Below are 25,035 nucleotides of genomic sequence, written 5' to 3' on the forward strand. Positions count from 1 at the left end.
CTCTGAGACTCCCTTGTATCAGATTTCCGACTCGGGTGTCCGGCTCAGCAGGGGCGAATTGTCAACTCGCGGCGCGGAATTCGTTGTACCCGGCCACCCATTCGCGGATCAGGCGCATGAACGGCACCTCCGCGTCGAGCTGGGCGGCGATGCCCAGCGAGCCCATCAGGACGCGGACCGCCATCGTGTGTTCCGCGGGCAGCTTGAGCGACCAGGAGGTGCGGATCTCGGGGGAGTTGATGTCGGTGGCGCGGCCGGCGACGCGCTGCATCCAGCGGCGCGAGACGTGGAAGGTGTCGGAGCGAATCGGGTCCAGGAACGGGCGCAGGAAGGCTTCGACTTCCTCGGCGGTGACCGTCTTGCCGGGTAGTACCCAGCCGTCCTCGTGCAGCAGCGCGGTCAGTTCCTCGTAACGGTCGTCCTCCAGCAGCGCGACCATCTGCCCGAGAACGGCGGGAATGCCGTCGGGCATCGGACCGCAGAGGCCGTAGTCGATCACCGCGAGCCGGCCGTCCGGCATCAGCATGAAGTTGCCCGGGTGCGGGTCGCCGTGCAGCAGTCCGACGGTGTGCGGTGCGGTGAAGTGGAATTCGGTCAGCAGAGCGGCGACCCGGTTGCGGAGTTGCGCGGTGCCCTCCGGGTCGGCCAGCCCGTCGGCGATGATCGCCGACAGCGGCGTCGCGTCGGGAAGCCATTCGGTCACAACGACTTTCGGTGCGCTGGCGACCACCTTGGGTATGAGGAACCGGGGATGACCGGCGAAACCCGCGGCGAAGGCGCGCTGGTGGTCCGCCTCGATCCGGTAGTCGAGTTCCTCCTCCATCCGCTCGCTGATCTCGTCGAGCAGCGGTTTGACGTCGGAGGCCTGCAGTAGTGAGGCGATGGTGCCGCCCATGCGGCGCAGGGTCTTGAGGTCGGCGCGCAATGCCTCGTCGGCGCCGGGGTACTGCACTTTCACCGCGACCGCGCGGCCGTCGGACCAGGTGGCCCGGTGGACCTGGCCGATGCTGGCGGAGGCCGCCGGGGTGTCGTCGAAGTCCTGGAACCGGTCGCGCCAGCCGGTGCCGAGCTGCTGGGCGAGCACCCGGTGGACGGTGGCGGCCGGCATCGGCGGGGCCTGGGCCTGCAGCTTGGTGAGTGCCTCGCGGTAGTGGACGCCCATCTTGTCGGGCACCGCGGCCTCCATGACCGACAGGGCCTGCCCGAACTTCATGGCGCCGCCCTTGAGCTCGCCCAGGACGGCGAAGAGCTGTGCGGCGGCCTTCTCGTTGAGCTCGGCGTTGATCTCGGTGCGGTCGCCCCCGACGAGCTTGCGGCCGAAGCCGACGGCCGCGCGGCCGGCGATGCCCAGCGGGATCTTGGCGAGCTTGGCATTGCGGGAGGAGCGGCGGCGCACGATATCGGACACACACCCATCATGGCCGAGGGGAGCCGGGGTCCGCACGGAGAATTTGATCATCCGCGCGCGGGCGGTGGTGTGCGTCACGCGGCGAAGACTTTTTGTCTCTGTGACAAAAAATTGCCCGAGGGGGTGTTGCGCGCTGTTTTAGTCGAGTAGGCTAAAACTATGAACACCGCACGAGAGGCCGCCGACACCATCGCGGCGGCAGACCGGCCCGAGGATCTGTTCGGTAGCGCCGCAACAGATTCCGCGGCCCGGCAGGCCGCCCGCCGGCGGTACCACCGGCTGGCCGCCCTGGTGCACCCGGACCGAACAGGCGGCTCCGGCACGGCCTTTCACCGGTTGAACGACTTCTATCGCCAATGGATGTCCGGGAGTGCCGGCGACCCGATCGCCGGATACTGCGGCGCGCACCCGATCGGGCCACTGCACGCGCGCGGCTCGGTCGCCGACCTCTACCGCTCCGGATCCGATGCGGTCCTGAAGATTCCGCGCACCACCGCGGCCAACCGGTTGCTGGCCGGCGAGCGCAACGCCCTCGGTGACCTGAGCGACCTCGCCGCACGGGAGCCGTGGCTGCGGCCCTACTTCCCGCAGCTGCGCGACACCGTCGACCACCTCGACACCGGTACCGGGCAGACCCGCACCGTGAACGTGCTCGGCGCGCTCACCGAGGGCTTCGTCACACTCGCCCAGGTGCGCGCCGCGTACCCGGGCGGCCTCGACCCGCGGGACTACGCCTGGATGCACCGGCGGCTACTGCGCTGCCTGGCCGGCGCCGCGCTGGCCGGCTGGGTGCACACCGCCGTGGTCCCGGAGAACGTGCTGATCCATCCCCGCCTGCACGGTGTGGTGCTGGCCGGCTGGTCGTTCGCCACCCGCCCCGGCCGCCCGGCCGCCGCCACGCTGCGGGCCGCCGCCGGCCCACCCGAACTCACCGTGGCCGTGGCCCCGGAAACCGACGTGTTCCAGGCACATCGGCTCATGCTCGCCATGCTCGGCGACCGCGCGCCCGCACCGATGCGCGCCTTCGCCACCGGCTGCCTGCAACCCGAGCCGCGCCTGCGGCCCGCGGCGGCCGACCTGCTCGACGAATTCGACGACCTGCTCGACCGGCTCTACGGACAGCGCCGCTTCCGGCCGTTCGACCTACCGAAAGGACAGTGACCATGGGATACGGATCCTGGGACGACAGCACCTACGCCGCCGCGCGCACCTTCCGCGCCGCCCACGGCCTCGACGACTTCGGCTACACCGCCGAGATGCGGGACAAGCCGTACGCGGAGTGGGTCGTACACACCTCGCTCGACCCGGCGGGAGTGGCCGTGCGCGAATCGCGGGACTCGGCCGATCACGGCGCGTCGCTGCCGATCGCGGTGCTGTTCGACGTCACCGGCTCGATGGGCCGGGTACCGCGGATCATGCAGGAGAAGCTGAGCAAACTGCACGGCCTGCTGCAGCGCAAGGGCTACGCCGACGACCCGCAGATCATGTTCGGCGCCATCGGCGACGCGGACACCGACCGGGCACCGCTGCAGGTCGGCCAGTTCGAATCCGACAACCGGATGGACGACCAGCTGCGCCTGATCCTGCTCGAAGGCGGCGGCGGCGGACAGAAGAGCGAAAGTTACGAGCTCGCCGCCTATTTCATGGCCCGGCACACCGCCGCCGACGCCTGGGACAAGCGCGGCCGCAAGGGCTACCTGTTCATCGTCGGCGACGAACTGAACAAGCCCCGGCTGTCGGCGCGGCACGTGCGCTCGGTGCTCGGTGACGCTGTGGCGCAGGACATCTCGGTGCCCTCGATCTACCGGGAGCTGAGCGACCGCTGGCACGTGCACTACGTGCTTCCGAATCAGTCGGCGTACTACACCGACCCCGAGATCGCCGAGCATTGGCAGGGCCTGCTCGGCGAGCGGTTCCTGCGCCTCGACGACCCCGCCGCGGTCTGCGAACTCATCGCGCTGACCATCGGCATCACCGAGGACCGCGTGGATCTCGGTGCGGGACTGGCGGATCTGCGCGACATCGGCTCACCGGCCGAGGCCGAAGCCGTGGGCAAGGCGCTGGCACCGCTGGGTGCGGTGGCACGCAACCGCAGCGTGGGCGTGCTGCCACCGGCCACAGTCGGCATCGACGAGGTCGACGGGCTCTGATCGGTCGCGCGGCGCCTCGCCGTTCCGCGGCCGGGCCCGCCGCCTCGATGGGTCGGTGGGCCAGGTTGTGGGGCACAGATACTCTCGCTGCGCTCGCGGCCTGGTCCGGCCGTGGTGGACGGGATCGGTGGGCCAGGTTGTGGAGCACGGGTACTCTCGCCGCGCTCGCGGCCTGGTCCGGCCGTGGTGGACGGGATCGGTGGGCCAGGTTGTGGAGCACGGGTACTCTCGCCGCGCTCGCGGCCTGGTCCGGCCGAGGTGGTCGGGGTCGGTGGGTCCGGTCGTGGGGTGCGGACGCCGCTGGGAAGGTCGGGGTCGCTGGGAATGTCGGGGTCGCTGGGAATGTCGGGGTCGCTGGGAATGTCGGGGTCGCCGGGAAGGCCGGGGCCGCCGGGAAGGCCGGGGCCGCCGGGAAGGCCGGGGCCGCCGGGAAGGCCGGGGCCGCCGGGAAGGCCGGGGCCGCCGTATCGGCGCGGCCGATCGGCTTCGGTCGTTCAGCCGCGGGTCACCGCCGCAGTTGCCGACCGTCCCGGTCGGCATCGCCGATGGCGGGTCTCGATTCGTGTCGTGCGGCCGGTCGGTATGTGAATGAACTGCTGATGGAGGCGAGGATGTTCGGCGACAAGCACCTGATTGTGGTGGATCTGGGGTTCGGAGATGCGGGGAAGGGCGCGACCGTCGACTGGTTGTGTTCGGCCGAAGCGGATCTCGGGGTGGCGGCGGTGGTCCGGTTCAACGGTGGCGCGCAGGCCGCGCACAACGTGGTCGTGGGCGGGCGGCACCACACGTTTCAGCAGTTCGGGGCGGGGACACTGTCGGGGGTGCCCACGTTCCTGTCGCGGCACATGCTGGTTGAGCCGATCCGGCTGGCCGGTGAGGCGCGGGAGTTGGCCGCGCTCGGGGTGCGGGATCCGTTGTCGCTGTTGACCGTCGACGCGGACGCGTTGCTCACCACCCCGATTCACGGGGCCGCCAACCGTTGCCGGGAGGATGCGCGGGGTGCCGCCCGGCACGGTTCGTGCGGGATCGGGATCGGGGAGACCGCGGCCTACGCGCTCGACCACCCCACCGACGCCCCGCGGGTCGGCGACTGCCTTCGCCCGGAGGCGTTGCGGCGCAAGCTGATCGAGCTCGCCGAGCACTACCGGCCGCTGCTGGCCGGTGGTGCGCACGGGTATCCGCCGATCGCCGACCTGGTCGAGATGTACCGCGAGTTCGGCCGGGCCGTGCGGATCGGGCCCGGTACGGCACTGGCCGGGTTCGCGGCGGCCGGGCGGCTGGTGTTCGAAGGCGCGCAGGGCGTACTGCTCGACGAATGGCGTGGGCTGCACCCGTATACGACGTGGTCGACGGTGGAACCGCGCAATGCCCGCGCCCTGCTCGCCGAGATCGGCGCTGCGGGTGCGGTACTCGGCGTGACCCGCGCGTACCAGACCCGGCACGGTGCCGGACCGTTCCCCACCGAGGACCCGGCGCTGCGGATTCCCGAGCCGCACAACGGAACCGGCCGCTACCAGGGCGCCTTCCGCCGCGGCCACCTCGACCCGATCCTGCTGCGCTACGCCGTGGCCGCCTGCGCCGGCATCGACGGCCTGGTCGTCAACCACCTCGACGCCCTGGCCACCGAGCCCGGCCTCCGCCTGGCCACGGCCTACCGCACCGCCGCAGGCGAACTCACCCGAATCCCCTACGGCCCTTGGTGCGACCTCACCCACCAGCAACACCTCACCGACCTCCTCACCACCGCCACCCCGATCCTCACCGACCTGCCCACCGACCTGCCCGCCGAACTGGATCGCGCCCTCGGCGCCCCGGTAGTACTGACCGCTGCCGGCCCCGACCGCGCGGACCGGCAGGTGCGTCACCCGATTCACGCCGGACTGCTCGCCGCAGTGCGATGACCAGCTGGATCCCGGTTGCCCGCCGGGAACGGGTGGAACCGGCACGTGCGTCGGCGGGTCCAGATCACTGGTTTGCCCACTCGACGACCGGATTTCGATCGAATTCGAGCTGGGCTGTGCGCCAGGATGTTCGGCAGGAGCCACTGGCCCCTGCGACCACCCGGATTCCGATCGGCTCCGGGCCTGGTGCGAGTTGGCTTGTGTGCCTAGAGGTTCGGCAGGAGCCGCTGCCGTTGAGGCGAACGCCAGGAGTGGCACCATGCGCACGCTGGGATCGAGTGCTCGCTGTCCGGAATCGGCTCGGGTCGCGGTGGCGGTGACCGCCGAATCGCAGCGATGCACGCTGGGCGCGGGGTGGCGGTCGGGCGGTGGGGCATGATGCTGGGCGTGGAACAGCAATCGGCGGTGTCGCTGGACGTGGTGACCTTGCGCTACGGCGCCGATGATCCGACCGTGACCGTGGGGGTGGCGCCGCGGCAGTGGGATCCGTTCGCCGGGCAGCTCGCGTTGCCCGGCGTGTTGTTGCGGCGAGGGGAGCGGCTGGTCGAGGCGGCGTATCGGGCGGTGCAGACGAAACTCGGTGTGCCCGAAGGGGCGATCGCGGCGGCGGGGCAGCTGGTCACGTTCGACGAACCGGCGCGTGATCCGCGCGGCCCGACCCTGTCGATCGTCATGTGGGCGGTGGTGGCCGGGCCGGAACGTTCGGGGCCCGATACCGAATGGGCGGCGTTCGACGACCTCCCGCCGCTGGCCTTCGACCATGACGCCATCGTCGCCACCGCGCGCAGCCTGCTGGCACGGCTGCTGTGGAAGGACCTGCCGTTCACCCGTGCCCTGCTGGGCGAACGCTTCCCCGCCACCCGCGCGGTGCAGGCGACCGCCGCCCTCGACGGCGTGAAACCGGACCCGGGCAACCTCAACCGCACCCTCGCCGCCCTGCCGGGCCTCACCCGCACCGACGAACGCGTGCGGGTGAAGTCGACCGGCCGCCCGGCCGCGGTCTGGGCCTTCGACCCGGCGAACCACGACGCCGCGGGATAACCCGGCCATCGCCTCGCGCCCGTTCACCGCGCACCGGTCTCGCCGCGGCATCCGCAGTCCGGATGCGCGACCCACGCCCGCCGCTCGATCGTCATCGTCTGTGGGTCGAGTTCCAGTGTGGTGTCCAGTGATTCCGGGGGTCGGGCCGCGTCGGCCTCGCGGATGGTCTCCAGTTCGCGCAGGGCCAGGGCGGCGGTGGCGGCGACGGCCGCGGGGGAGCCGTGGCCGATGCGGCCGAGCAGCTGGGCGGCCAGGTGGGGCCATTCGGCGTCGCGGTCGCCGCGAGTGAGGTCGGCGCAGCGCAGGCAGCTGGTGGCGCCGGGAAGGACCAGCGGGCCGACCACGCCGCGGCCGTCGCGCAGCCGGACCACCAGGTGCGGAATTCGGTGCAGGACCAGGTCACCGGTGAGCCGCGGATCGGGGACCAGGGCGTCGGCGAGGATGACCAGGTCGGCGCTCCAGCTGGAGGCGGAGGCGGTGAGTGGATAGTCGCGGGAGCGGCCGGGCCGCAGGCCCAGCCGGCGGGTGCCGTCGGCGAGCGCGTCCGACAGCGGGCCGCGGCCGTGGATGTGGACCGCGTCCACTCGCACCGGACGGTCGGTGGCCGCGAGCAGCAGCCCGGCCGCGCCGAGTTCGGCCAGCAGCTCCAGAGTGCGGTCCGGGGGTACACCGAATTCCGCCGCCTGCCACAGAATTTGTGGATGGCTGTGCATACCGTCGAGCAGCCGCAGGAAATTCGCGACGGTGTCGGCATCGAGCCCGGGTGGCTCGACCAGAACCGCGCGTTCGGGATCCCAGCCGAGCTGGACCGCACCGGACGGCCGCCGCAGCACCGGCACCCGGGGATGCACCATCGGACCGCGCAGGCGAAAGTTCGACATGACAGCAGTATCGAGGGTCCGGCCGCGGATACCCGCAGGTGAAGGGCAAGTTGTCCACAGAATTCGACTTGTCCACAGGGCAATTCGGCAGCCGATTCCCAGCGCGTTCCCAGTGTGGTCCCGGCACAGGCTTTTCCACATCAGGACCTAAACGGCATACGGGGCAATACGTTAGGCTGTTACTTGTTCGTTACTCGAAAGGAAATCTGCGATGTCTGCACGTCTCATCGACGGTGGTTCGGCGATCCTGGACCGGGCCGAGGGCCTGGCCGGTATGGCGGCCAACATTACCTACGTCATGCAGGCCTGGGGCCTGGGCCCGTTCGGCAACTGATCCGGGCGCAGCGTGAAGAAAAGACCCGGAGAGAAATTCTCTCCGGGTCTTTTCGTTAGTAGCGGGGGCCGGATTTGAACCGACGACCTCTGGGTTATGAGCCCAACGAGCTACCGAGCTGCTCTACCCCGCGTTGCGAGATCAACCTTACGCGGTATCCGGGCCATTAACCAAAACGCCTGGTCCGAGCCTACTTTTGCGGCGCTTCGTCGCTGTCGTCCCCGTTCTCGGCGGCACGCTGCTCCCGTTCGCGAGCCTCGGTTTCGGCGAGCTGGGCCAGCGGGTCGTCGAAAGCCGTTGTTCCGCCCCCGATCACACTGTCGATGAAACCGGCGGGGGAGTCGAGATCGGCGGAACCGGGCAGCAGGTCCGGGTGCGACCACACCGTGTCGCGGGCGTCCAGACCCGCCTGCGTGGTCAGCGAACGCCACAGCGCCGCCGCCTCCCGCAGCTTGCGCGGCCGCAACTGCAGGCCCACCAGCGTGGCGAAGGTCTGTTCGGCGGGACCGCCGGTCGCACGTCGGCGCCGCAACGTCTCCGCCAGCGCGCCCGCGCCGGGCAGCCGGTCGCCGACCGCGTCGGTCACGACCACTTCCACCCAACCCTCGATCAGCGCCAGCAGGGTCTCCAGGCGCTCCAGCGCGGCCCGCTGCTCGGGCGTGGTCTGCGGCTCGAACGTGCCCTGCGACAACAGCTCCTCGAGCTTCGACGGGTCGGTCAGGGCCATCGGGTCGATGGTCTGCGCGGCCTCCTCGATCGCGGAGAAGTCCATCCGGATCCCGCGCGCGTAGTCCTCGACCGCGCCCAGCACCTGCTGGCGCAACCACGGCACGTGCGCGTACAAGCGCTGGTGGGCGGCCTCGCGGGCAGCCAGGTAGACCAGGATCTCGCTCTCGGGCCGTTCCAGGCCCTTGCTGAACTCGGCGATGGCACCCGGCAGCAGGGCCGCGGTGCCGGCCGGGCCGAGCGGCAGGCCGATCTCGGTGGAGGTGAGCACCTCACCGGCGAGCTGGCCCAGGCCCTGGCCCAGCTGCGACCCGAACGCCATCCCGCCCATCTGGGTCAGCATGCCGAGCATCGGGCCGGCGAACTCGCGGGCCTCCGCGGGCAGGGTCGACGACCACATCCCCGACACCTGCTCGGCGACCGGGTCGCACAGCCGCTTCCAGGTCGGCAGGGTCTGCTCGAGCCAGTCGCCGGCCGACCAGGCGACGGTCTTGACCGCGCCCGCTGGGAACGTGGTGGCGGGGTCGAGCCACAGTTCGGCCAGGTGGGCGGCGTCGGTGACCGCCTTGCGGCTGCCGTCGGTGAGCGGTGCCGCCGAGCTGAGCTGCTGGCGGGCCAGCTGCTTGGCCAGGTCGTAGTTGACCGGACCGGATTGCGCGCCCGGCTGGCCCATGCCGGAGAACATCTGTCCCAGCGAGGTCAGCATCTGACCGAGCGCCGCGGGGTCGAAACCACCCGCGCCACCGGCGGCAGCGCCGCCGGGCAGGCCGCCGAAGGCGAAGCCGAACGGATTGTTCGCGCCCGAGCCGGACTGGTCGTCCCGTTTGCGGTCGGGATCGTCGTCTCGATTCGAGAAACCGAAGGGCACGTCACTCATGCTCCCAACACTACGCGGCGGCGGGTGCCACCTGCAGCGGCCGAGCCGCTCCGTTCGCCACAGGCGCAGCCGCTACTGTGGGCCTGGTGAATCGCCGGATCCGCACCCTGTTGGTGGCCCTGCTCCCCGTCTTCGTGCTGGCGATCGCCGGCTCCCTGGTGACTGTGCCGTTCGTCGCACTCGGCCCCGGCCCGACGTTCAACACCCTCGGTGACAAGGACGGCGGCCCGGTCGTCGACATCCAGGGGGTGCCGATCCACCAGACCTCCGGCAACCTCAACATGACCACGGTGGCCGTGCAGGACGGGCTCAACATCTTCGACGCCTTCGGGTTCTGGGTCGACGGCCGCTACGGTCTGGTGCCGCGCGCCGAGGTGTATCCACCGGACGTGCCGCGCGACAAGGTCGACGAGTCGAACAAGGCGGACTTCAAGCAGTCCGAGGACAACGCCGAGCTCGCGGCGCTGCACTACCTGAAGTACCCGACCGTCGTGAAGCTCGGCAGCGTCGCCGCCGACGGCCCGGCCCACGACGCCCTGCGCGCCGGTGACCAGCTGCTCAGCGTCGCGGGTAAGCCGATCGCGACCTCCCAGGACGTGGTCGACGCCGTGCGTGGCGCCCAGCCCGGCACCGTGGTCCCGGTCCGGCTGCGCCGCGACGGCGCCGAGCAGACTGTGGACGTCAAACTCGGTGCCCGCCCCGATGACTCGGCCAAGGGCTACCTCGGCGTCACCCCCGACGAGACCCCGGACGGCCCGGTCAAGATGACCTTCAACCTCAGCGACGTGGGCGGCCCGTCGGCCGGGCTGATGTTCACCCTGGCCGTGATCGACAAGATGAGCGCCGGCGACCTGAACGGCGGCAAGTTCGTCGCCGGGACCGGGACCATCGACCCGCAGGGCAAGGTCGGCCCGATCGGCGGCATCCAGTACAAGATGGTCGCGGCCCGCGAGGCCGGCGCCGAGACCTTCCTGGTCCCCGCCGACAACTGCACCGAAGCCCTGCAACACCACCCGGACGGCCTGCGCCTGGTCAAGGTCGACACCCTGAACACGGCGGTGGACGCCCTGCGGGCGCTGGATGCCGGCCAACCGGCCCCGGCCTGCGGTTAGAACCGGCCATCTCCCCTAGACTTCGGTCACGTGACCATCGCGAACCCTGCCTCCGCCCTGTACCGCTGCATCCGTGAGGTCGCCGAGTTCGCGGACGCCGAGGGGTGGGATCGGCCGCCGCAGATGTTCGCGCTGGTGCCGACCGCCGATCTGGTCGCCGCCGAACCGAGCCTGCAGGACCAGCTCGACACCGGCGCCGAGCTGACTCCCATTGCGCAGGAAGCGTTTCCGGAGGACGTCCACGACCACCAGATGGCGCTCGACGAGTTCCTGGCCACCACCAGCTGGCCTCCGGCGGTGAGCGGCTGCCTGCTGGTGCAGCAGATCGTGGTGCTGCCGCCGGCCGCCGAACAGACCCTCGACGACGCCATCGCCCCGCTGCTGGCCGACCAGGACGCCGCCGACCGCGCCGGTCGCGACGCCGCGGTCACCCATCCCGAGCGCCGCGACGCCCGGCTCTACGTCGGCGTGCTGCGCGAGGGCGCGAGCCTGTCGCTGCTGCAGCTGCGCGAGAACGAGGAGGAGGCCGACGACCCGTTCGGCCACGACCTGGAACTGCGCACCGCGCCCAACCTGGCCCCGAATCTGGTGGAGGCCCTGCGGCATACGTTCGAGAACGACCTCGACGACTGACCGTGCCGGACACAGGCTCACCGGCAACTCCCCGCGCTGTGGGCTTTTCCGTAGAGTGGGCCGAAACGGTCCGATCATGAGGGCACGCCCCTGAGGGACCTGCGCAACATCGGACTGCGGTGCGGCGGCCGGACCGGTCGCGGTGCCGCCGGACCCTGGAGAGTGGCTCGTGGGCATGCGCCCTCCGACAGGCTTACCTACGCTGTCCCGACGGAATCGGCTGCTGCTGGCGGCAGCCCTGGTCGTCGCGGGCCTGCTGCTGGTCGGCCCCCGGCTCATCGACACCTACACGAGCTGGCTCTGGTACGGGGAGGTCGGCTACCGCCGGGTCTTCACCACCGTGCTGGTGACCCGGCTGCTGTTGTTCCTGATCGTCGGCGTCGTGGTGGGCGCGGTGATCTGGCTGGCCCTGTTCCTGGCCTATCGGGGCCGGCCGGTGTTCATTCCGGTCGCCGGGCCCAACGATCCGATCGCCCGTTACCGGACCACGGTGATGGGCCGGCTGCGGTTGTTCGGGATCGGGATCCCGGCCGTGGTGGGATTGCTGAGTGGCCTGGTCGCGCAATCGAACTGGGTGACCGTGCAGCTGTTCCTGCACGGCGGCGCGTTCCATCGGCAGGACCCGCAGTTCCACCTCGACATCGGTTTCTACGCGTTCGATCTGCCGATGTACAAGATGGTGCTGAACTGGCTGTTCGTGGCCGTGGTGATCGCGTTCTTCGCGAATCTGGTGACGCACTACATCTTCGGTGGTCTGCGGCTGGCCGGCCGCGAGGGTGCGTTGACTCGTCCGGCGCGCATCCAGCTGGCGGTGCTGGCCGGTTTGTTCGTGCTGTTCAAGGCGGTCGCGTACTGGCTCGACCGCTACTCGCTGCTGATGAGCACCCGGAAGGAACCGACCTTCACCGGCGCCTCCTACACCGATGTCAACGCGGTGCTGCCGGCCAAGCTGATCCTGATGACCATCGCGGTGATCTGCGCGATCGCGTTCTTCGCGGGAATCGTGTTGCGGGACTTGCGGGTTCCGGCGATGGCGGCGGCGCTGCTGGTGTTGTCCTCGATCCTGGTCGGCGCGGTGTGGCCGCTGATCGTCGAACAGTTCGACGTGCGCCCGAACGCGGCCACCAAGGAATACGACTACATCGCGCGCAATATCGACGCGACCAGGCAGGCGTACGGCCTGGAGAACGTGAACTACGTCGACTACAGCAGTAAGAACCAGTCCGACTCGACGACACTGTCGCCGGCTGACCAGGTGACGGTGCAGAACATCCGGCTGCTGGACCCGAACCTGTTGACCACGACGTTCGCCCAGCGCAACCAGCAGCTGGCCAACTTCTACGGTTTCGCCGACCCGCTGCGGGTGGACCGCTACAACGTCGCCGGCAACACCAGCGACTATCTGGTCACCGCGCGGGAACTCGATCCGCGCAACCTGTCGGGCAACCAGACCGACTGGATCAACAAGCACACCGTGTACACGCACGGCCAGGGTCTGGTGACCTCGCCGGCGAACCGGGTGAACGCCGCACCGCCGCAGGAGAACAACGCGGCGCAGGAGTCGGCGGGCAACAACGCCACCGGCGGCTACGGTTATCCGACCTTCACCGTCGGCGACCTGACGACCGTCAGCGACCTGGACACCATCGCCGATCCGGCGAAGCTGGCCATCCCGGTCACGCAGCCGCGGGTCTACTACGGCGAGCTGATCGGCAAGGGTGACGACGACTATTCGATCGTCGGCGCCAACGGCCAGCCCCCGCGCGAGTACGACACCGACAAGCAGCAGTTCACCTACAACGGCGCGGGCGGGGTGCCGATCGGCAGCTGGTTCAACCGGCTGGCGTTCGCGGCCAAGTACACCGAGCGCAACATCATGTTCTCGGGGGCGATCGGCCCGGACTCGAAGATCATCTTCAACCGCGACCCGCGGACCCGGGTGCAGCAGGTGGCACCGTGGCTGACCACCGACGGCGACGCCTACCCGGCCGCGGTGAACGGTCACATCGTGTGGGTCGTCGACGGGTACACCACGCTGGAGAGCTACCCGTACGCCGAGCAGACCTCGCTCGACGGCGCGGTCGAGGACAGCATCGATCAGACCACGGGCCGGGTGGTGCCGCGCAAGGATGTCGGCTACATCCGCAACTCGGTGAAGGCGACGGTCGACGCCTACGACGGCACGGTCAGCCTGTACGAGGTGGACCCCGACGACCCGGTGCTGCACGCGTGGATGGGCGTGTTCCCGAACACGGTGAAGCCGGCGAGCGCGATCCCGGCGGAGCTGCGGGCGCACTTCCGCTACCCGGAGGACCTGTTCAAGGTGCAGCGGCAGATGCTGGCGAAGTACCACGTCTCCGACCCGCGGGCGTTCTTCGCCAACAACACCTTCTGGTCGGTGCCCAACGACCCGACCGCGGACGCGACCAGCCCGGCGCATCAGCCGCCGTACTACGTGATGCTGGGTGACCGGAAGACCGGCAAGCCGCAGTTCAACCTGACCAGCGCGATGCTCGGTTACCAGCGGCAGTATCTGGCGGCCTACATCATGGCCAACAGCGATCCGGACGGCTACGGCAAGATCACCGTGCTGAATCTGCCGACGAACGTGCAGATGCCGGGTCCGGGTCAGACGCAGAACAATCTGCTCAACAACGGTGACGTCTCGAGTGCGCGGACGCTGCTCACCGGTGGCCAGACGAACAAGATCAAGTACGGCAATCTGCTGACCCTGCCGATCGGTGACGGCGGCATCCTCTACGTCGAGCCGTGGTATCTGGAGAAGGGCTCGGCGTCGGCCGCGAACCCGTCCTACCCGCAGTTCGCCCGGGTGCTCGTCGCCTACCGCGACCAGGTCGGCATCGGCGCCACCCTCAGCGAGGCACTGGGCAAGCTGGGTGGTGTACTGCCCGGCGCGGCCACGGCGGCGACCCCGCTGCCCGGTCAGGCTCCGGCGGGGCAGGGCACGCCACCGCCGTCGCAGGGCGCGGTTCCGCCGCCCAGCACCGGTACGCCCCCGCCCCCGCCGACCGGCTCGCCCTCCAAGGACGCCGCGGTCAAGCAGCTCAATGACGCGCTCAAGGCGGTCCAGGACGCGCAGCGCTCCGGTGACCTCGCGCAGCTGGGCAAGGCGTTCGAGGGGCTGCAGAAGGCGATCGACGACTACCAGAAGGCCGGGGGGTAGCAGCGGACGATAAGGGCCGCCGTCGAATTCGACGGCGGCCCTTATTCTTTCGGCATCCGTAGCCGAACGTCTCCAGCCCGGCACCGTCGGCTCCGCGTACGGCGAACGGGGGCCGCCATCGACAGTGATGGCGACCCCCGTTCGTTGCGGGCCGGTAGGGCTCGTCCGGGTGGGTCAGTGCGGCAGCGCGCCGAGCAGTCCCTGACCCTGCTGCACCAGCTCGTCGACCTGGTTCTGCACGCCGAGCTGGGCGATGGCCTGCTGACCGGCGTCGGCGGCCTGCCGGGCCAGCGCTTCCTGGTCGGCGGGCAGGGCCGGCAGGTAGGCGGCCGGGTTCACGGCGGGGGCCGCGGCGGCGGGGGCCTCGGGCTCGGCGGCGGGCGCCTCTTCGGCGGGACCCCAGCGCAGGTACTGGCCGCAGACCGGCCAGGCGCCCTGGCCCTGGCTGTTGAGGACGTTCTCGGCCACGCGGATCTGCTCGGCCTTGCTGGCGTTGCTCGCCAGACCGGTGCCGCCGTTGGCGTTCCAGGTGCTCTGCGAGAACTGCAGGCCGCCGTAGTAGCCGTTGCCGGTGTTGATCCCCCAGTTGCCACCGCTCTCGCACTGGGCGACGCCGTCCCAGTCGTGGGTGGGGGCGGCGGAAGCGGCGGCCGTCATGCCGAACGGGACGGCAGCAAGTGCTCCGGTGACCGCGGCGGCGCCGAGGATGCGGTTGCTGATCTTCCGGTTCTTGTTCATGTGGTTTCCCTCCCTGCGGCCACCGGCGCCGGCGATGCTGCTGCCGGGTCCCTGCCCCCAGGAGTTGGGGTTTCCGTACCGCGGGGCAGGGTTGCCGGTGTTCGACGGTTCGGTCGGAGCCCATCACGGTGTGTTCCGGGCCGGATCCAGACCATAACGAACAAATATCGGCGAATCACGTCTTGATAACAGGCATATCTGTATGAAGCGTATGACGCCGTAAAGACCATCGATGCAGGTTGGCTATGCCATAAGGCGGAATTCCGGTCGGTCGGTTATGGGCAATGAATGTGACTCTAATCACCGATATTCGGTGGTTTAATGTGACCTCGAGCACTTCGAAATGTCCGAATATGCAGAACCGCAGCTCGCAGGCCCGACAGGGTTGCCCCGGACCGGGTCTTCGGACGCGAAAAAGCCTCGCGATCGGTTCGATCGCGAGGCTTTCGTGGTCCCGATCAGCCCCAGAACGTAGGGACCAGACCCCACGCGCCGAACTCGTCGGTGATCAATTTCTCCAGCGCCTCCCGGGTCGGGATGCGGTCCGGGTCCAGCCCGGCGACGGCCATGGTGACCGTTTCACCGTCGTTGGCCAGGCCGATGCTCAGGCCCGCCTCCAGGCGGCGATAGAGGTCGGCCGGGACCGGCGCCAGCCGGTTGCGGAACACCACCTTGCGCGCCCGCACCCCGCCGATGGTGTCGATCTGCCGGGTGGCCGTACCGAGATTCGAGCACAGCAGCTCCGGCGACTTCCCGAACTTCACGGCCAGCTTGGCCACGCGGTCGGGCACCATCATCTGGATCGGGCCCATGTGGGCCATGGCCGGTTTGTGGTTCGGATCGTGGTTGGTCAGGGCCGCCTTCATCGTGGCCCGGATCTCGGTCAGATCGGTGCGCGCGCCCGCCCGGTACACGACCGGAATAGGAAGGCCGCCAACGGCATTGCCGCGCGGATCGTTGTCGTCGGTCCGCAGCGAGTGCGGCACGTCGACCCGCACCGAGGCCCCGTCGGCGACCCGGCCGCACCGGCCGAGCATACCGACCGAGAGCCCGATGAACAGCCCGTTGGCCGTGCCACCGCGCTCGGCGGCGACCCGATTCCAGTCCGCCATCGGCGTCTCCAGGATCGTCACCGACGGATCCCAGTCGCCGGCGAAGTCCAGGCGCGGCGACTCCGGACGCGGATTGCGCGGCGGCTCGGTCATGTTGCGGTCCGCCCACGCCGAACGGACCGCGGATCCCACCGCGCGCAGCTGGCCGCGGGCGTCGGCCAGGTGCGCCCGGCGGCGGCGCGTCGCCGGCGTGCTGCCGATGAACCTGCCCGAGCTCTCCGCCCGCGACACCGGGGCGTCGTCGGCCAGCCGCCGCATGGCATCCGACAGCGCATAGGAGATGCCACCGCCGTCGAGCACCGCGTGCGACATCACGAAGCTCACGATCTGGCCGCCCGCCGTCGTCGGCGACACCGACAACCGGTGCACGCAGCCGCGATACGGGTCCAGGTCGACCTCGCCCTTGCGCCACAGCCAGCCCAGATAGTCGTCTTCGGCGACCGGGATCTCGTCGAAGTCGAGCGGATGCCGGTCCAGCGGCTCGTCGAACCAGGGCCGTGCGAACGGGATCCGGGTCTTGCGGACCCGCCGGGCCCCGAAGCCGTGCGCCAGATGGTCGTCGAACCGCGCCCACGTCGCACGCGGCAGCGGTTCGTCGAAGACCCACGCCACCTGGGGTGTCATCACGTTCGGCAGGAACGAGTACATCTTCAGGAACATGTCGTCTTCGGCGTTGAGCCGGTTCATCGTGTCCGGCACGGACATTCAGCTACCCCAGAACGTCGGCTTCAACCCCCAGGCGTCGAGTTCGTCGACGATCAGGGCCTGCTGGACGGCACGGGTGGGGAACCGGTCCGGGTCCTCACCGGTGACCGACAGCGTGATGGTGTCGTCGTCGTTGGCGCAGGTGACGTGCAGGCCCGCCTCCAGCTGCCGGAACATGTCCGCCGGGACCGGGCGCATCCACGCCCGCAGCACCACCTTCGCGGCCGGGATCCCGTCGATCGAGGATATTCCGTTCAGCGCCGGACCCATATTGGAGGTCAGCAGCTCCGGCGAGCGGCCCTTGCTGACGAACAACGGCACCACGGCCGCCGGCACCAGCATCTGGATCGGCCCCAGCTGCGCCATCGCGGGCACGTTCGCTGGGTCGTGGGCCGCCGTGCCCGCCGCCTTGAGCGCGGCCCGGATCTCCTTGAGATCGGTGCGGGCGTTCGAGCGGTAGGTGGCCGAGATCGGCAGCCCGCTCATGGCGTTGCCGCGCGGGTCCTCGGGTCCGGTGCGGACCGAGTGCGGGATGTCCACGCGCACGGTCGCACCGTCGGGGATGCGTCCGCTCCGGCCCAGCAGGCCCATCGACACGGCGATGAACAGCCCGTTCACCGTGCCGCCGCGTTCCTTGGCCACCGCGGTCCAATCCGCCAGCGACACATCGACGATCGAGTTCGGCGGGGTCCACTCACCGGGGAGGTTCAGCCGCGGCTCGGCCGGGCGCGGATTGCGTGGCGGTTCGGTGACCTTGCGGGCCTGCCACGCCGAGCGCACCGCGTTGCGTACCTCTTTGACCTGTGCGCGGGAGTCGGACAGGTGACTGCGCAGGCGACCGCGGCCGTAGGCGGGCGTGGTGCCGACCAGCCGACCGGTGCTCTCCTCCCAGGACACCGCCGCACCGGAGGCGAGGCGGCCGAGCGCGTCCTCCAGCGCGACCATCGTGCCGCCGCCGTCGCAAGTCCCGTGGGAGGCAATGTAGCTGACGATCTGACCGCCGCTCGCGGTGGGCGCGATCGCGAGCTGGTGTACGGCGCCGGTGAACAGGTCGAGCGGGGCATCGCCCTTGTCGCGCAACCAGTCCAGATAGCCGTCCGCGGGGATCGGCTGCTCGTCGAACACGACGGGCAACCGCTCGATCGGACGATCGAACCACGGCCGTGCGAACGGCACCCGGGTCTTGCGGATCCGGCGGGCGGCGAAACCGTGCGCGAGGTGATCGTCGAGCCGCAGCCAGGTGTCGCGGTGCAGCGGGCGGTCGAACACCCAGGCAGCTTGGGTCAGAAGAAGATTCGGCCGCACCGAGTTCATCTTCAGGAACATGTCGTCGGCTGGATTCAGCCGGTTCAAACGGTCGGTCACGATGTCAGCAGCCCCAGAACGTGGGAGTGAGCCCCCACTCGTTGAACTCGTCCACGATCATCTTCTGTAGCGATTCGCGAGTCGGATACCGGTCCGGGTCGCACCCGTTGATGGTCATCGTCATCGTCTCGCTGTCGTTCATGCAGATGATGTTGAGGCCGGCCTCGGCGTCGCGGAACCGGTCCGCGGGCCCGGCACCCAGGCGCGGGCGGCCGACGATCTTGGTCGCCTTCTGGCCGCCGATGGTGTCGATGGTCTGCATGATCGGGCCGATATTGGACACCAGGGCCTCCGGCGACTTCGCCGCGCGGGCCATGTACGGCACCAGGAACTGCGGGATCATCATGGCGATCGGCTGCAGGTGCTGGATCGGCGGGATGGTCGAGGAATCCTTGTACGCCAACCCGGCCCGGCGCATCTCCGAACGGATCTCCTTGAGATCCACCTTGCCGCCGGAACGGTAGGTGACCTGGATCGGCAGCGCGGTGGTCGCGTTGGCGCGCGGGTCGTCGAGACCGGTGCGCAGCGCGTGCGGCACCTCGACGCGTACCTTCTGGCCCTCGGTGGCCCGGCCGCTGCGGCCGAGCAGGCCGGTGGTGAGCGCGATCACCAGGCCGTTCGGGGTGCCGCCGTGCTCGCCCGCGATCCGCTTGACGTCGGCCATCGGCACGTCGACGATGCACACCGACGGCGTCCAGTCGCCGGGGATGTCGAGGCGCACGTCGGCCGGGCGCGGATTACGCGGCGGCTCGGCCACATTGCGCGCCTGATAGGCCTTGCGGATACCGGTGGCGGCCGCCTTCAGCTGGTGCCGCGCGTCGGCCAGATGACCCTTCCAGGCGCCCCGGTCCGGCGTGGTGCCGACCAGTTTGCCGGAGCTGTCCTTCCAGGAAACCCGCAGACCCGCGTTCTGCCGGGAGATCGCGTCGTGCAGGGCGACCAGGCCCGCACCGCCGTCGGCGACGATATGCGACGCGGTGAAGATGACGATCTGCCCGCCGTCCTCGGTGGGTGCGATGGACACGCCGCCGACCATGCCCGTGTATGGGTCGACCTTGATATCACCCTTGCGCCACATCCAGTCCAGGTACTGGTCGGCCGGCACCGGTTCGGTCTCCTCCTGGACCTCGAACTCCACCAGCGTCCGGTCGAACCATGGGCGTGCGAACGGGATCCGGGTCTTGCGCACGCGACGGCCGCCGAACCCGTTGGCCAGGTGGTCGGTGAAGGTCTGCCAGAACTCCTTGGGGAAGGGCTTCTCGAAGACCCAGCCGATCTGGGTGTTGATCAGGTTCGGGTACAGGTGATGCAGTTTCAGGAACAGGTCGTCGTCGGCGGTGAGCCGGTTCATCGGGTCGTTCACGGTCGGTCTTCCATTAGGCGGGTACGCAGGCAGGGGTGGTGCAGGCTGCGGCGGATTACCGTAGCCGTCCTTGCGTGGGTCCGGAAATTGTTGCGGGCACCAAAGATTCGACGATGTCCGCGGCGTGCGCGATCCCCTTGTCGTCGAAACCCGCGGCATAGACGGCGCTGCGGCGGGCGACTTCGGGGTCGAGTGCCCGGTCGAGCAACCGGTCCAGCTTGCGGCGCGTCAGCCGCCGCAGCGGAGCCGTCGAACCCAAGCCGAGCCGTTCCATCTGCAGTCCCCAGAACGGCTGGTCGGCCTGGACCGAACAGATCACCGAGGGGATGCCGGCGCGCAGTACGGCCGCCGTGGTTCCGGCGCCACCGTGGTGCACCGCCGCCGCACAGCGGGGCAGTACCGAACCATGGTCGACGCGCGGTACGACGGCGACCTCGGGGCCGAATTCGGGGGTGAACGCCGAACCGACCAACAGCAAGCGGCGGCCACGCCGCAGACAGGCGTCCCGCAACAGGCCCGCCACGTACACCGGGTCGGCGACCAGCATCGATCCGAAACCCGCGTACACGGGCGCGGTGCCGGCGTCGAGCCAGTCCTTGAGCGCCGGGTCCGGAACGGGCGTGCCCTCGGGCACGACGGGGAAGCCGGTCACCGGATAGTTCGGGCCGAGCTCCCGGCGCAGGCCCGGGAACATGTCGGCGTCGTAGGCCTGAATGTAGGTGCGGCTCACGGGCTTCGGCTCGACGCCGCCTTGCAGCCGGCCGACCTCGTCGGACAGCGCCCAGGCGCGCGCCTTGTGCCCGCCGGACATGGCGACCTTGTTGACCCAGCCGGGCAGCGAATTGGCCCAGCGGGTCGGGATCACCGAGATGGCCCGGTTGGGTACGACCGGGCAGAAGTGCATGGAGGCCATCGGGATTCCGCGACGTCCGGCGACGCCGTCGGCGACCTCCTCGAAGGCCATGCCCGTGACGATCAGGTCGGCATCGGGCGCCAACCCGAGCAGATCCGTCGCGGCCTCGGCGAAGCCGCGACGCTGCAGATCGAGCATGGCCTGGATCCGGCGGGCCGGATTCGCCGAGGAGAAGCGGCGATCGTTGTGCTCCGTGCGCAACAGCTCGTCGCTGTCCCAACCGTATCCGACCGCCGAAACTCCGTGTGACGTAGCGAATTCCACCAGGTTCGGGGAAACCGCGAGGACGGGGTCGTGGCCCCTGCCGAGCAGTTCCCGCGCCAGGAGTACCCCGGGTTGGGCGTCGCCGCGGCTCCCCGCGAACGCCAGCAAAATTCGCACGATCAGCCCGCCAGCACCGACTCGGTGACCGCGGAGGACGACAGGTCGGCGAACGACCGCATGGCGGTGGTGAACGCCTCCAGGTACCGGTCCATCGCCTCACGCGGGAAGGTCGCCGGGAACCGGGTCGACACCCGCAGCCCGTCCGGTGCGCGCAGGATCCAGAGGAAGACCTCGTCCGGCGAGTAGCACTCGGCGCGCAGCGCCCGGGCCCGCATCTTCTCGAGCACGTCGTACTCCGGCAGGATCCGGACGTCGAGGAACGAAATGCCAAGGCGCGGACCACCGTCGAAGCCGAGCAGCTCCAGCGCGCGGGTCCAGCTGGTGTTGTTGGCGTCGCGGGTGCGGCGCAGCGCGTCGCGGGTGCTGGCCAGCACGGTCTCGGCGTTGGTGTCGTCGACGGTGATGTCGACCGGTACCACGTTGACGAACCAGCCCATGGACTCCAGCCAGCGCAGGTCGGGCCGGCTGGCGATCGGCATGATCGCGCGGAAGGAGTCGATCCCGAAGGTCTGCTTGTAGGCCAGGGCCAGGGCGGCGTTGACCGCGACCGACATCCGGTGCTTGCGCACGTCGAGGGCGGCCTCGAGGGTCTGCTGCTCCTCGAGGGTCAGCAGGTGGTAGTTGACGCTGGTCTGGATCTCCGGGTTCTCCGGCAGCGGGTCCGGGTGCAGCTCCGGGGCGAAGGCCGGCATGGTGCCGTCCGCGGCTTCCAGCATGTCGCGCCAGACGGTGACGCCCGGGTCGTCGATGGTGAGCGCGTTGGCCTGTTCGACCTCGTACTGCGCGTAGTCGCAGGCGCTGAGGAAGGTCTCGGACTCGCGGATCGGCTGGCCGTTGCGGACCTGGTCGTACAGCAGGCGCATTTCGAGGACGACGATCGCCTGGGAGTAGGCGTCGAAGGCGGAGTGGTCGGCGGCGACCAGCACGGTGAAGTTGCCGTCGCCGTGGTCGACGGTGCCGAACAGGACGTGCGGCCACACCAGCGGGGACAGCGAACGCTCGGAGACGTCGGTGAGGAACGCGTTGATCTCGTCGGAGCCGGTGACCTCCGGGAATTCCTCGTGGACGATGGTGACGGCGTCGGGGGCGCAGACGAGGCGGGTCGGGCCGCCGTCGGCGTTCATCTTCGGCGTGGTGCGCAGGCCTTCGTGGCGGGCGTGCCACAGGCGCAGGGTCTCGGCCCAGGCCTCGTGCTCGAGCGGAGCGTCCATCTCCCAGACGGTGCCGATCCACTTACCTTTTCCGGGACGGGGGTCGGCCGGGTCGGTGCCGTAGCAGTAGAGGCTGTGCACGGTGGTCAGCGGACGGGGGTCGTCCTGCCACTGGTGGCCGGGTGCCAACTCGCCGTGCCAGACGGCTAGTGCGCCTGGGCGAATGTGGAACTCGGAAAGGTGAGTGTATTCCATCTCGGTCGAACCTCATCGAATTGCGGGCCGGGTTGTCGATTTCTGAACGGTAGAACCTTGAGGCGAGTTACCGGTCAGTTCTCTTATCCGCATGCCGCTGTGTGTACTCCATAGGCTCGACTCCCTAATCCCATGCTCGTCGAGCGCCGGTGTCCGGACTGACGACACGGACAGCGGCAGGTTAGCCGATGAGCCGGGTTGCGGCGGCCGATTCCCTCGGATTGCAGATCCATCCTCGCCGCGCTGCATTGCGATAGCAAGCAAACATGACGTTAACTGTTTCGCAGGTGGCTGTCCACTACGCCGGGGACATCGGGGGTGTGGAGATTCGAATCCGGCCGCGCGAGCTGGTCGGTCGCCTTGATCGCTGAGAACTTTAGAGAAGATAATCACAGAGGTGTAACGCGGGGTCAAGTGTGGACGATGCGGCCGCGCTCGTTGTTACTTCACAAGCTCGGGCGGTAGATGTGCTGAAAGTTAGCCACTGTGCTCGTGTGGTGCGGCCCGGGCTGCCGCCGCTGTGCTCGCCGGTCGCGCCGGACGCGGGCTCGGCAAAGTTCTCCCTGGTCACGATAGCGATTTGCACCTGGGCTCGCGACGTGTGTAATGTTGCGTTCACCGACGCGGGGTGGAGCAGCTCGGTAGCTCGCTGGGCTCATAACCCAGAGGTCGCAGGTTCAAATCCTGTCCCCGCTACTAGACGAGAAGGCTCCGGGATCAATGATCCCGGAGCCTTCTTCGTTCTCGGCGGTCCGCGCCGTCGCGACAGTGTCTATCTCGCTGCTATCACGACCACTTGATCAGCAGCGTGACCACCGCGGCCACCACGGCCAGCACCAAGGCCGCGCAGCCCCACAGCAGGCCCTCACGCTGCCAGGGACGGCCGTGATCGGCCGCCAGGCGCCCCGGGCCGGTGAAGGCCAGGGTAGCGGCCGCGAGGCCGAACAGCAGCGGCAGCTCGATGCCCTTCGTGAAGCCGTGGTGCCAGCCGGCGTTCGCGGCGTTGATCATGGTCCCGATCGCGATCGCCGCAGCCAGCGGGGTCAACAGGCCCAGGACGAGCAGCGCGCCGCCGCCCGCCTCGCACAGTCCGGCGATGGTTGCGAAGACCTTGCCCGGGTGATAGCCCATCGAGGTGAAACCGCGCGCGGCCGCGTCGAGTCCGGACCCGCCGAACCAGCCGAACAGCTTCTGTGTGCCGTGTACGACCAGCAATCCGCCGAATCCCACGCGCAGGATCAGCAAACCGAGATCCAGGCCGGAATGACTGGTAATCGGGGTGCGCCCGGTGCTGCTGGTGGTCATGCCGCTCTCCTCGGTCCGGTCGGGCAGTGAAGGTAAGCCTGGGTTATGTCTCCAGCATTCCCGGTGCGCCCGCGACATGCCAGCAAATAGGCGTTCGAATGCGCCGGGAACGACAAACTGCCCACTCGCCGGAGAAGGCGAGCGGGCAGTCGCGCGGTGCTGTCCAGCCCGGTATCGGCTACTGGTGGAACATCTCCTCGAGCGACCCGGAGGTGGCCGGCGAGCAGGTGTTCGCCAGGCAGCCCATGTGCCACAGCTTCTCGATGGTGGCCAGCACGCTGTAGTGGTCGGCCAGGGTGGTGACCTGGTGGCCCTTCTGGTCGTTGCCCTGGTTGTTCAGGACCATCATCGGGGCGTCGCCGCCGCCGAGCACGCCACCGTTGAGGCCGACCGGGCTGCCCGGGCCGCCGGAGTTGCCCGAGTAGTCGTTCTCGTCCCAGGAGATGACGATGCTGTTGCGGCCCTTGCTCCACACCGGCGAGGCGGTGATCTTGGCGATGGTGTCCTTCAGGTACTGGTCACCCATGCCGATGGCGCCGTGGTCCAGGCCGGAGTCCGGGTAGCCACAGGCCGGGAAGCCGGCGGCCTGCGCGGCGGCCGGGGCCATGCCGTGCATGTCGTGGCACTGGTCGGGGCTGATCCAGACGAAGTTGGGCACGTTCCCGCTGGCCAGGTCGGCGTCCAGATTGCCTTCCTGCGGAACGACCTTCGCGGCGCGGGTCGGGTTGCCGTACACCTTGGAGAAGTAGGCGAACGGGTTGTGCTTCTGCGCGTACAGCTTCACGTTCTGGCCGTTGACCAGGCCGGGCGCGTACTCGCCGGTGAAACCGGCAGACGGCATCGACTGCATGTAGGCCTTCCAGGACTTCCCGGCGCCCTCGAGCTGGTCGACGATGGTGTCCCCGCCGAACATGTGCGCCTTCGCGGTCGCGGCGGCGATCTGGTCCGGGGTCAGTGACACCTGGTCGGTGGCGTCGCCGGAGCTGGGAACGAATTCCTCGGGCGCGCAGGTGGAGGCGGCGCCGGCCTTGCAGTCGTCCCAGATGCCCTGGAAGTCACCGGAGACGGCGGCCAGGTAGTTCGGGAGGCTGGGGTGGGTCACGCCGTGGAAGTTGGTCTCCACGTTGGCGGTCTGCGCCAGCTGGTTGATGTAGGGGGCGTCGGCGGTGTTGCCGATGACCTGGGAGTAGCCGTGGTTCTCCATCATGATGTAGAAGATGTGGTCCGGGCCCTGGTCGCCGGCGCTGCCCGAGCTGCCGGTACTGCTACCGGCGCTACCGGTGCTGCTGCCCGCGCTACCGGTGCTGCTGCCGGCGCTGCCCGACGCGCTACCGGTGTCGGCCTGCGCGATCGTGCCGGCCAGTACGACGGCTGCCGCCGCCGCTGCCGCGGCGGTAGCGGTCCGCATCATCTGCGGCTTCTTCATGTGGAACTCCTCATCTCGGCGCTGTGCCGCGACGGAGCTAACCAGCGGCCGGTGACCGAGTTGGGCTGGTG

General features: G+C 69.4%; 19 protein-coding genes and 2 tRNA genes. 9 read left to right on the forward strand and 12 right to left on the reverse strand.

What is annotated here, in order from left to right; genetic code table 11:
• Positions 1-61 precede the first annotated feature (61 nt).
• Positions 62-1,459: an ABC1 kinase family protein gene (locus tag EBN03_RS02535; RefSeq protein WP_199742613.1), complete on the reverse strand. Its 1,398-nt coding sequence runs from the start codon at positions 1,457-1,459 to the stop codon at positions 62-64.
• Between the two features lie 108 nt (positions 1,460-1,567).
• On the opposite strand from EBN03_RS02535, the gene EBN03_RS02540 reads away from it, so the two are divergent.
• The 4 genes from EBN03_RS02540 to EBN03_RS02560 all read left to right on the forward strand — a co-directional run bounded on the left by EBN03_RS02540 (position 1,568) and on the right by EBN03_RS02560 (position 6,500).
• On the forward strand, positions 1,568-2,569 hold the full coding sequence (locus tag EBN03_RS02540) for a hypothetical protein (RefSeq protein ID WP_122186171.1): 1,002 nt from the start codon (positions 1,568-1,570) through the stop codon (positions 2,567-2,569).
• 2 nt (positions 2,570-2,571) lie between these two features.
• The gene (locus EBN03_RS02545) at positions 2,572-3,558 is read left to right on the forward strand and encodes a hypothetical protein (RefSeq protein WP_233608066.1); all 987 of its coding nucleotides are present in this window, start codon (positions 2,572-2,574) and stop codon (positions 3,556-3,558) included.
• Positions 3,559-4,169: 611 nt separating this feature from the next.
• A complete protein-coding gene (locus EBN03_RS02555; protein ID WP_122186759.1) occupies positions 4,170-5,459 on the forward strand; it encodes an adenylosuccinate synthetase in 1,290 nt (429 codons plus the stop codon).
• A 336-nt stretch (positions 5,460-5,795) separates the two neighbouring features.
• Positions 5,796-6,500 (forward strand): NUDIX domain-containing protein, encoded by a 705-nt coding sequence (locus tag EBN03_RS02560; RefSeq protein WP_233608067.1) that lies wholly within the window; start codon positions 5,796-5,798, stop codon positions 6,498-6,500.
• A gap of 23 nt (positions 6,501-6,523) precedes the next feature.
• Here the strand turns inward: EBN03_RS02560 and EBN03_RS02565 are convergent, their stop codons facing one another.
• Complete coding sequence (locus EBN03_RS02565) at positions 6,524-7,381, reverse strand: TOMM precursor leader peptide-binding protein (protein WP_122186173.1); 858 nt, start codon at positions 7,379-7,381, stop codon at positions 6,524-6,526.
• 211 nt (positions 7,382-7,592) lie between these two features.
• On the opposite strand from EBN03_RS02565, the gene EBN03_RS35440 reads away from it, so the two are divergent.
• The gene (locus EBN03_RS35440) at positions 7,593-7,715 is read left to right on the forward strand and encodes a hypothetical protein (protein WP_267899248.1); all 123 of its coding nucleotides are present in this window, start codon (positions 7,593-7,595) and stop codon (positions 7,713-7,715) included.
• 59 nt (positions 7,716-7,774) lie between these two features.
• Here the strand turns inward: EBN03_RS35440 and EBN03_RS02570 are convergent.
• Positions 7,775-7,848 (reverse strand) — tRNA-Met (locus tag EBN03_RS02570).
• A gap of 57 nt (positions 7,849-7,905) precedes the next feature.
• A complete protein-coding gene (locus EBN03_RS02575; RefSeq protein WP_122186174.1) occupies positions 7,906-9,318 on the reverse strand; it encodes a zinc-dependent metalloprotease in 1,413 nt (470 codons plus the stop codon).
• An 86-nt stretch (positions 9,319-9,404) separates the two neighbouring features.
• Between EBN03_RS02575 and EBN03_RS02580 the strand changes: the two genes are divergently transcribed.
• The 3 genes from EBN03_RS02580 to EBN03_RS02590 all read left to right on the forward strand — a co-directional run bounded on the left by EBN03_RS02580 (position 9,405) and on the right by EBN03_RS02590 (position 14,247).
• On the forward strand, positions 9,405-10,430 hold the full coding sequence (locus tag EBN03_RS02580) for a YlbL family protein (RefSeq protein WP_199742570.1): 1,026 nt from the start codon (positions 9,405-9,407) through the stop codon (positions 10,428-10,430).
• A gap of 30 nt (positions 10,431-10,460) precedes the next feature.
• Positions 10,461-11,063, forward strand: a complete 603-nt coding sequence (locus EBN03_RS02585; protein WP_122186176.1) for a PPA1309 family protein — start codon at positions 10,461-10,463, stop codon at positions 11,061-11,063.
• Between the two features lie 169 nt (positions 11,064-11,232).
• The gene (locus EBN03_RS02590) at positions 11,233-14,247 is read left to right on the forward strand and encodes a UPF0182 family protein (RefSeq protein WP_122186177.1); all 3,015 of its coding nucleotides are present in this window, start codon (positions 11,233-11,235) and stop codon (positions 14,245-14,247) included.
• A gap of 174 nt (positions 14,248-14,421) precedes the next feature.
• On the opposite strand, the gene EBN03_RS02595 is transcribed toward EBN03_RS02590, so the two are convergent.
• From EBN03_RS02595 to EBN03_RS02620, 6 genes are all read right to left on the reverse strand, one after another.
• A complete protein-coding gene (locus EBN03_RS02595) occupies positions 14,422-14,985 on the reverse strand; it encodes a transglycosylase family protein (RefSeq protein ID WP_122186178.1) in 564 nt (187 codons plus the stop codon).
• Positions 14,986-15,443: 458 nt separating this feature from the next.
• A complete protein-coding gene (locus EBN03_RS02600) occupies positions 15,444-16,802 on the reverse strand; it encodes a hypothetical protein (protein ID WP_122186179.1) in 1,359 nt (452 codons plus the stop codon).
• Positions 16,803-18,167, reverse strand: coding sequence for a hypothetical protein (locus tag EBN03_RS02605; RefSeq protein ID WP_147471437.1), 1,365 nt, complete (start codon positions 18,165-18,167; stop codon positions 16,803-16,805).
• 4 nt (positions 18,168-18,171) lie between these two features.
• Positions 18,172-19,530, reverse strand: coding sequence for a hypothetical protein (locus tag EBN03_RS02610; protein ID WP_122186181.1), 1,359 nt, complete (start codon positions 19,528-19,530; stop codon positions 18,172-18,174).
• Positions 19,531-19,585: 55 nt separating this feature from the next.
• Positions 19,586-20,824: a glycosyltransferase gene (locus tag EBN03_RS02615; RefSeq protein ID WP_122186182.1), complete on the reverse strand. Its 1,239-nt coding sequence runs from the start codon at positions 20,822-20,824 to the stop codon at positions 19,586-19,588.
• Between the two features lie 2 nt (positions 20,825-20,826).
• Entirely contained in the window at positions 20,827-22,233 is a 1,407-nt protein-coding gene (locus tag EBN03_RS02620; RefSeq protein WP_122186183.1) for a condensation domain-containing protein, read from the reverse strand.
• 622 nt (positions 22,234-22,855) lie between these two features.
• Here EBN03_RS02620 and EBN03_RS02625 point away from each other — a divergent pair.
• Positions 22,856-22,929: transfer RNA gene (locus EBN03_RS02625), tRNA-Met, on the forward strand.
• A gap of 90 nt (positions 22,930-23,019) precedes the next feature.
• Here the strand turns inward: EBN03_RS02625 and EBN03_RS02630 are convergent.
• Both EBN03_RS02630 and EBN03_RS02635 read right to left on the reverse strand, forming a co-directional pair.
• Positions 23,020-23,538, reverse strand: coding sequence for a DoxX family protein (locus tag EBN03_RS02630; protein WP_122186184.1), 519 nt, complete (start codon positions 23,536-23,538; stop codon positions 23,020-23,022).
• 178 nt (positions 23,539-23,716) lie between these two features.
• Positions 23,717-24,964, reverse strand: coding sequence for an alkaline phosphatase family protein (locus EBN03_RS02635; RefSeq protein WP_122186185.1), 1,248 nt, complete (start codon positions 24,962-24,964; stop codon positions 23,717-23,719).
• Between the last annotated feature and the right edge of the window lie 71 nt (positions 24,965-25,035).

Source organism: Nocardia stercoris, assembly GCF_003696265.1.
GTDB classification, from domain to species: domain Bacteria; phylum Actinomycetota; class Actinomycetes; order Mycobacteriales; family Mycobacteriaceae; genus Nocardia; species Nocardia stercoris.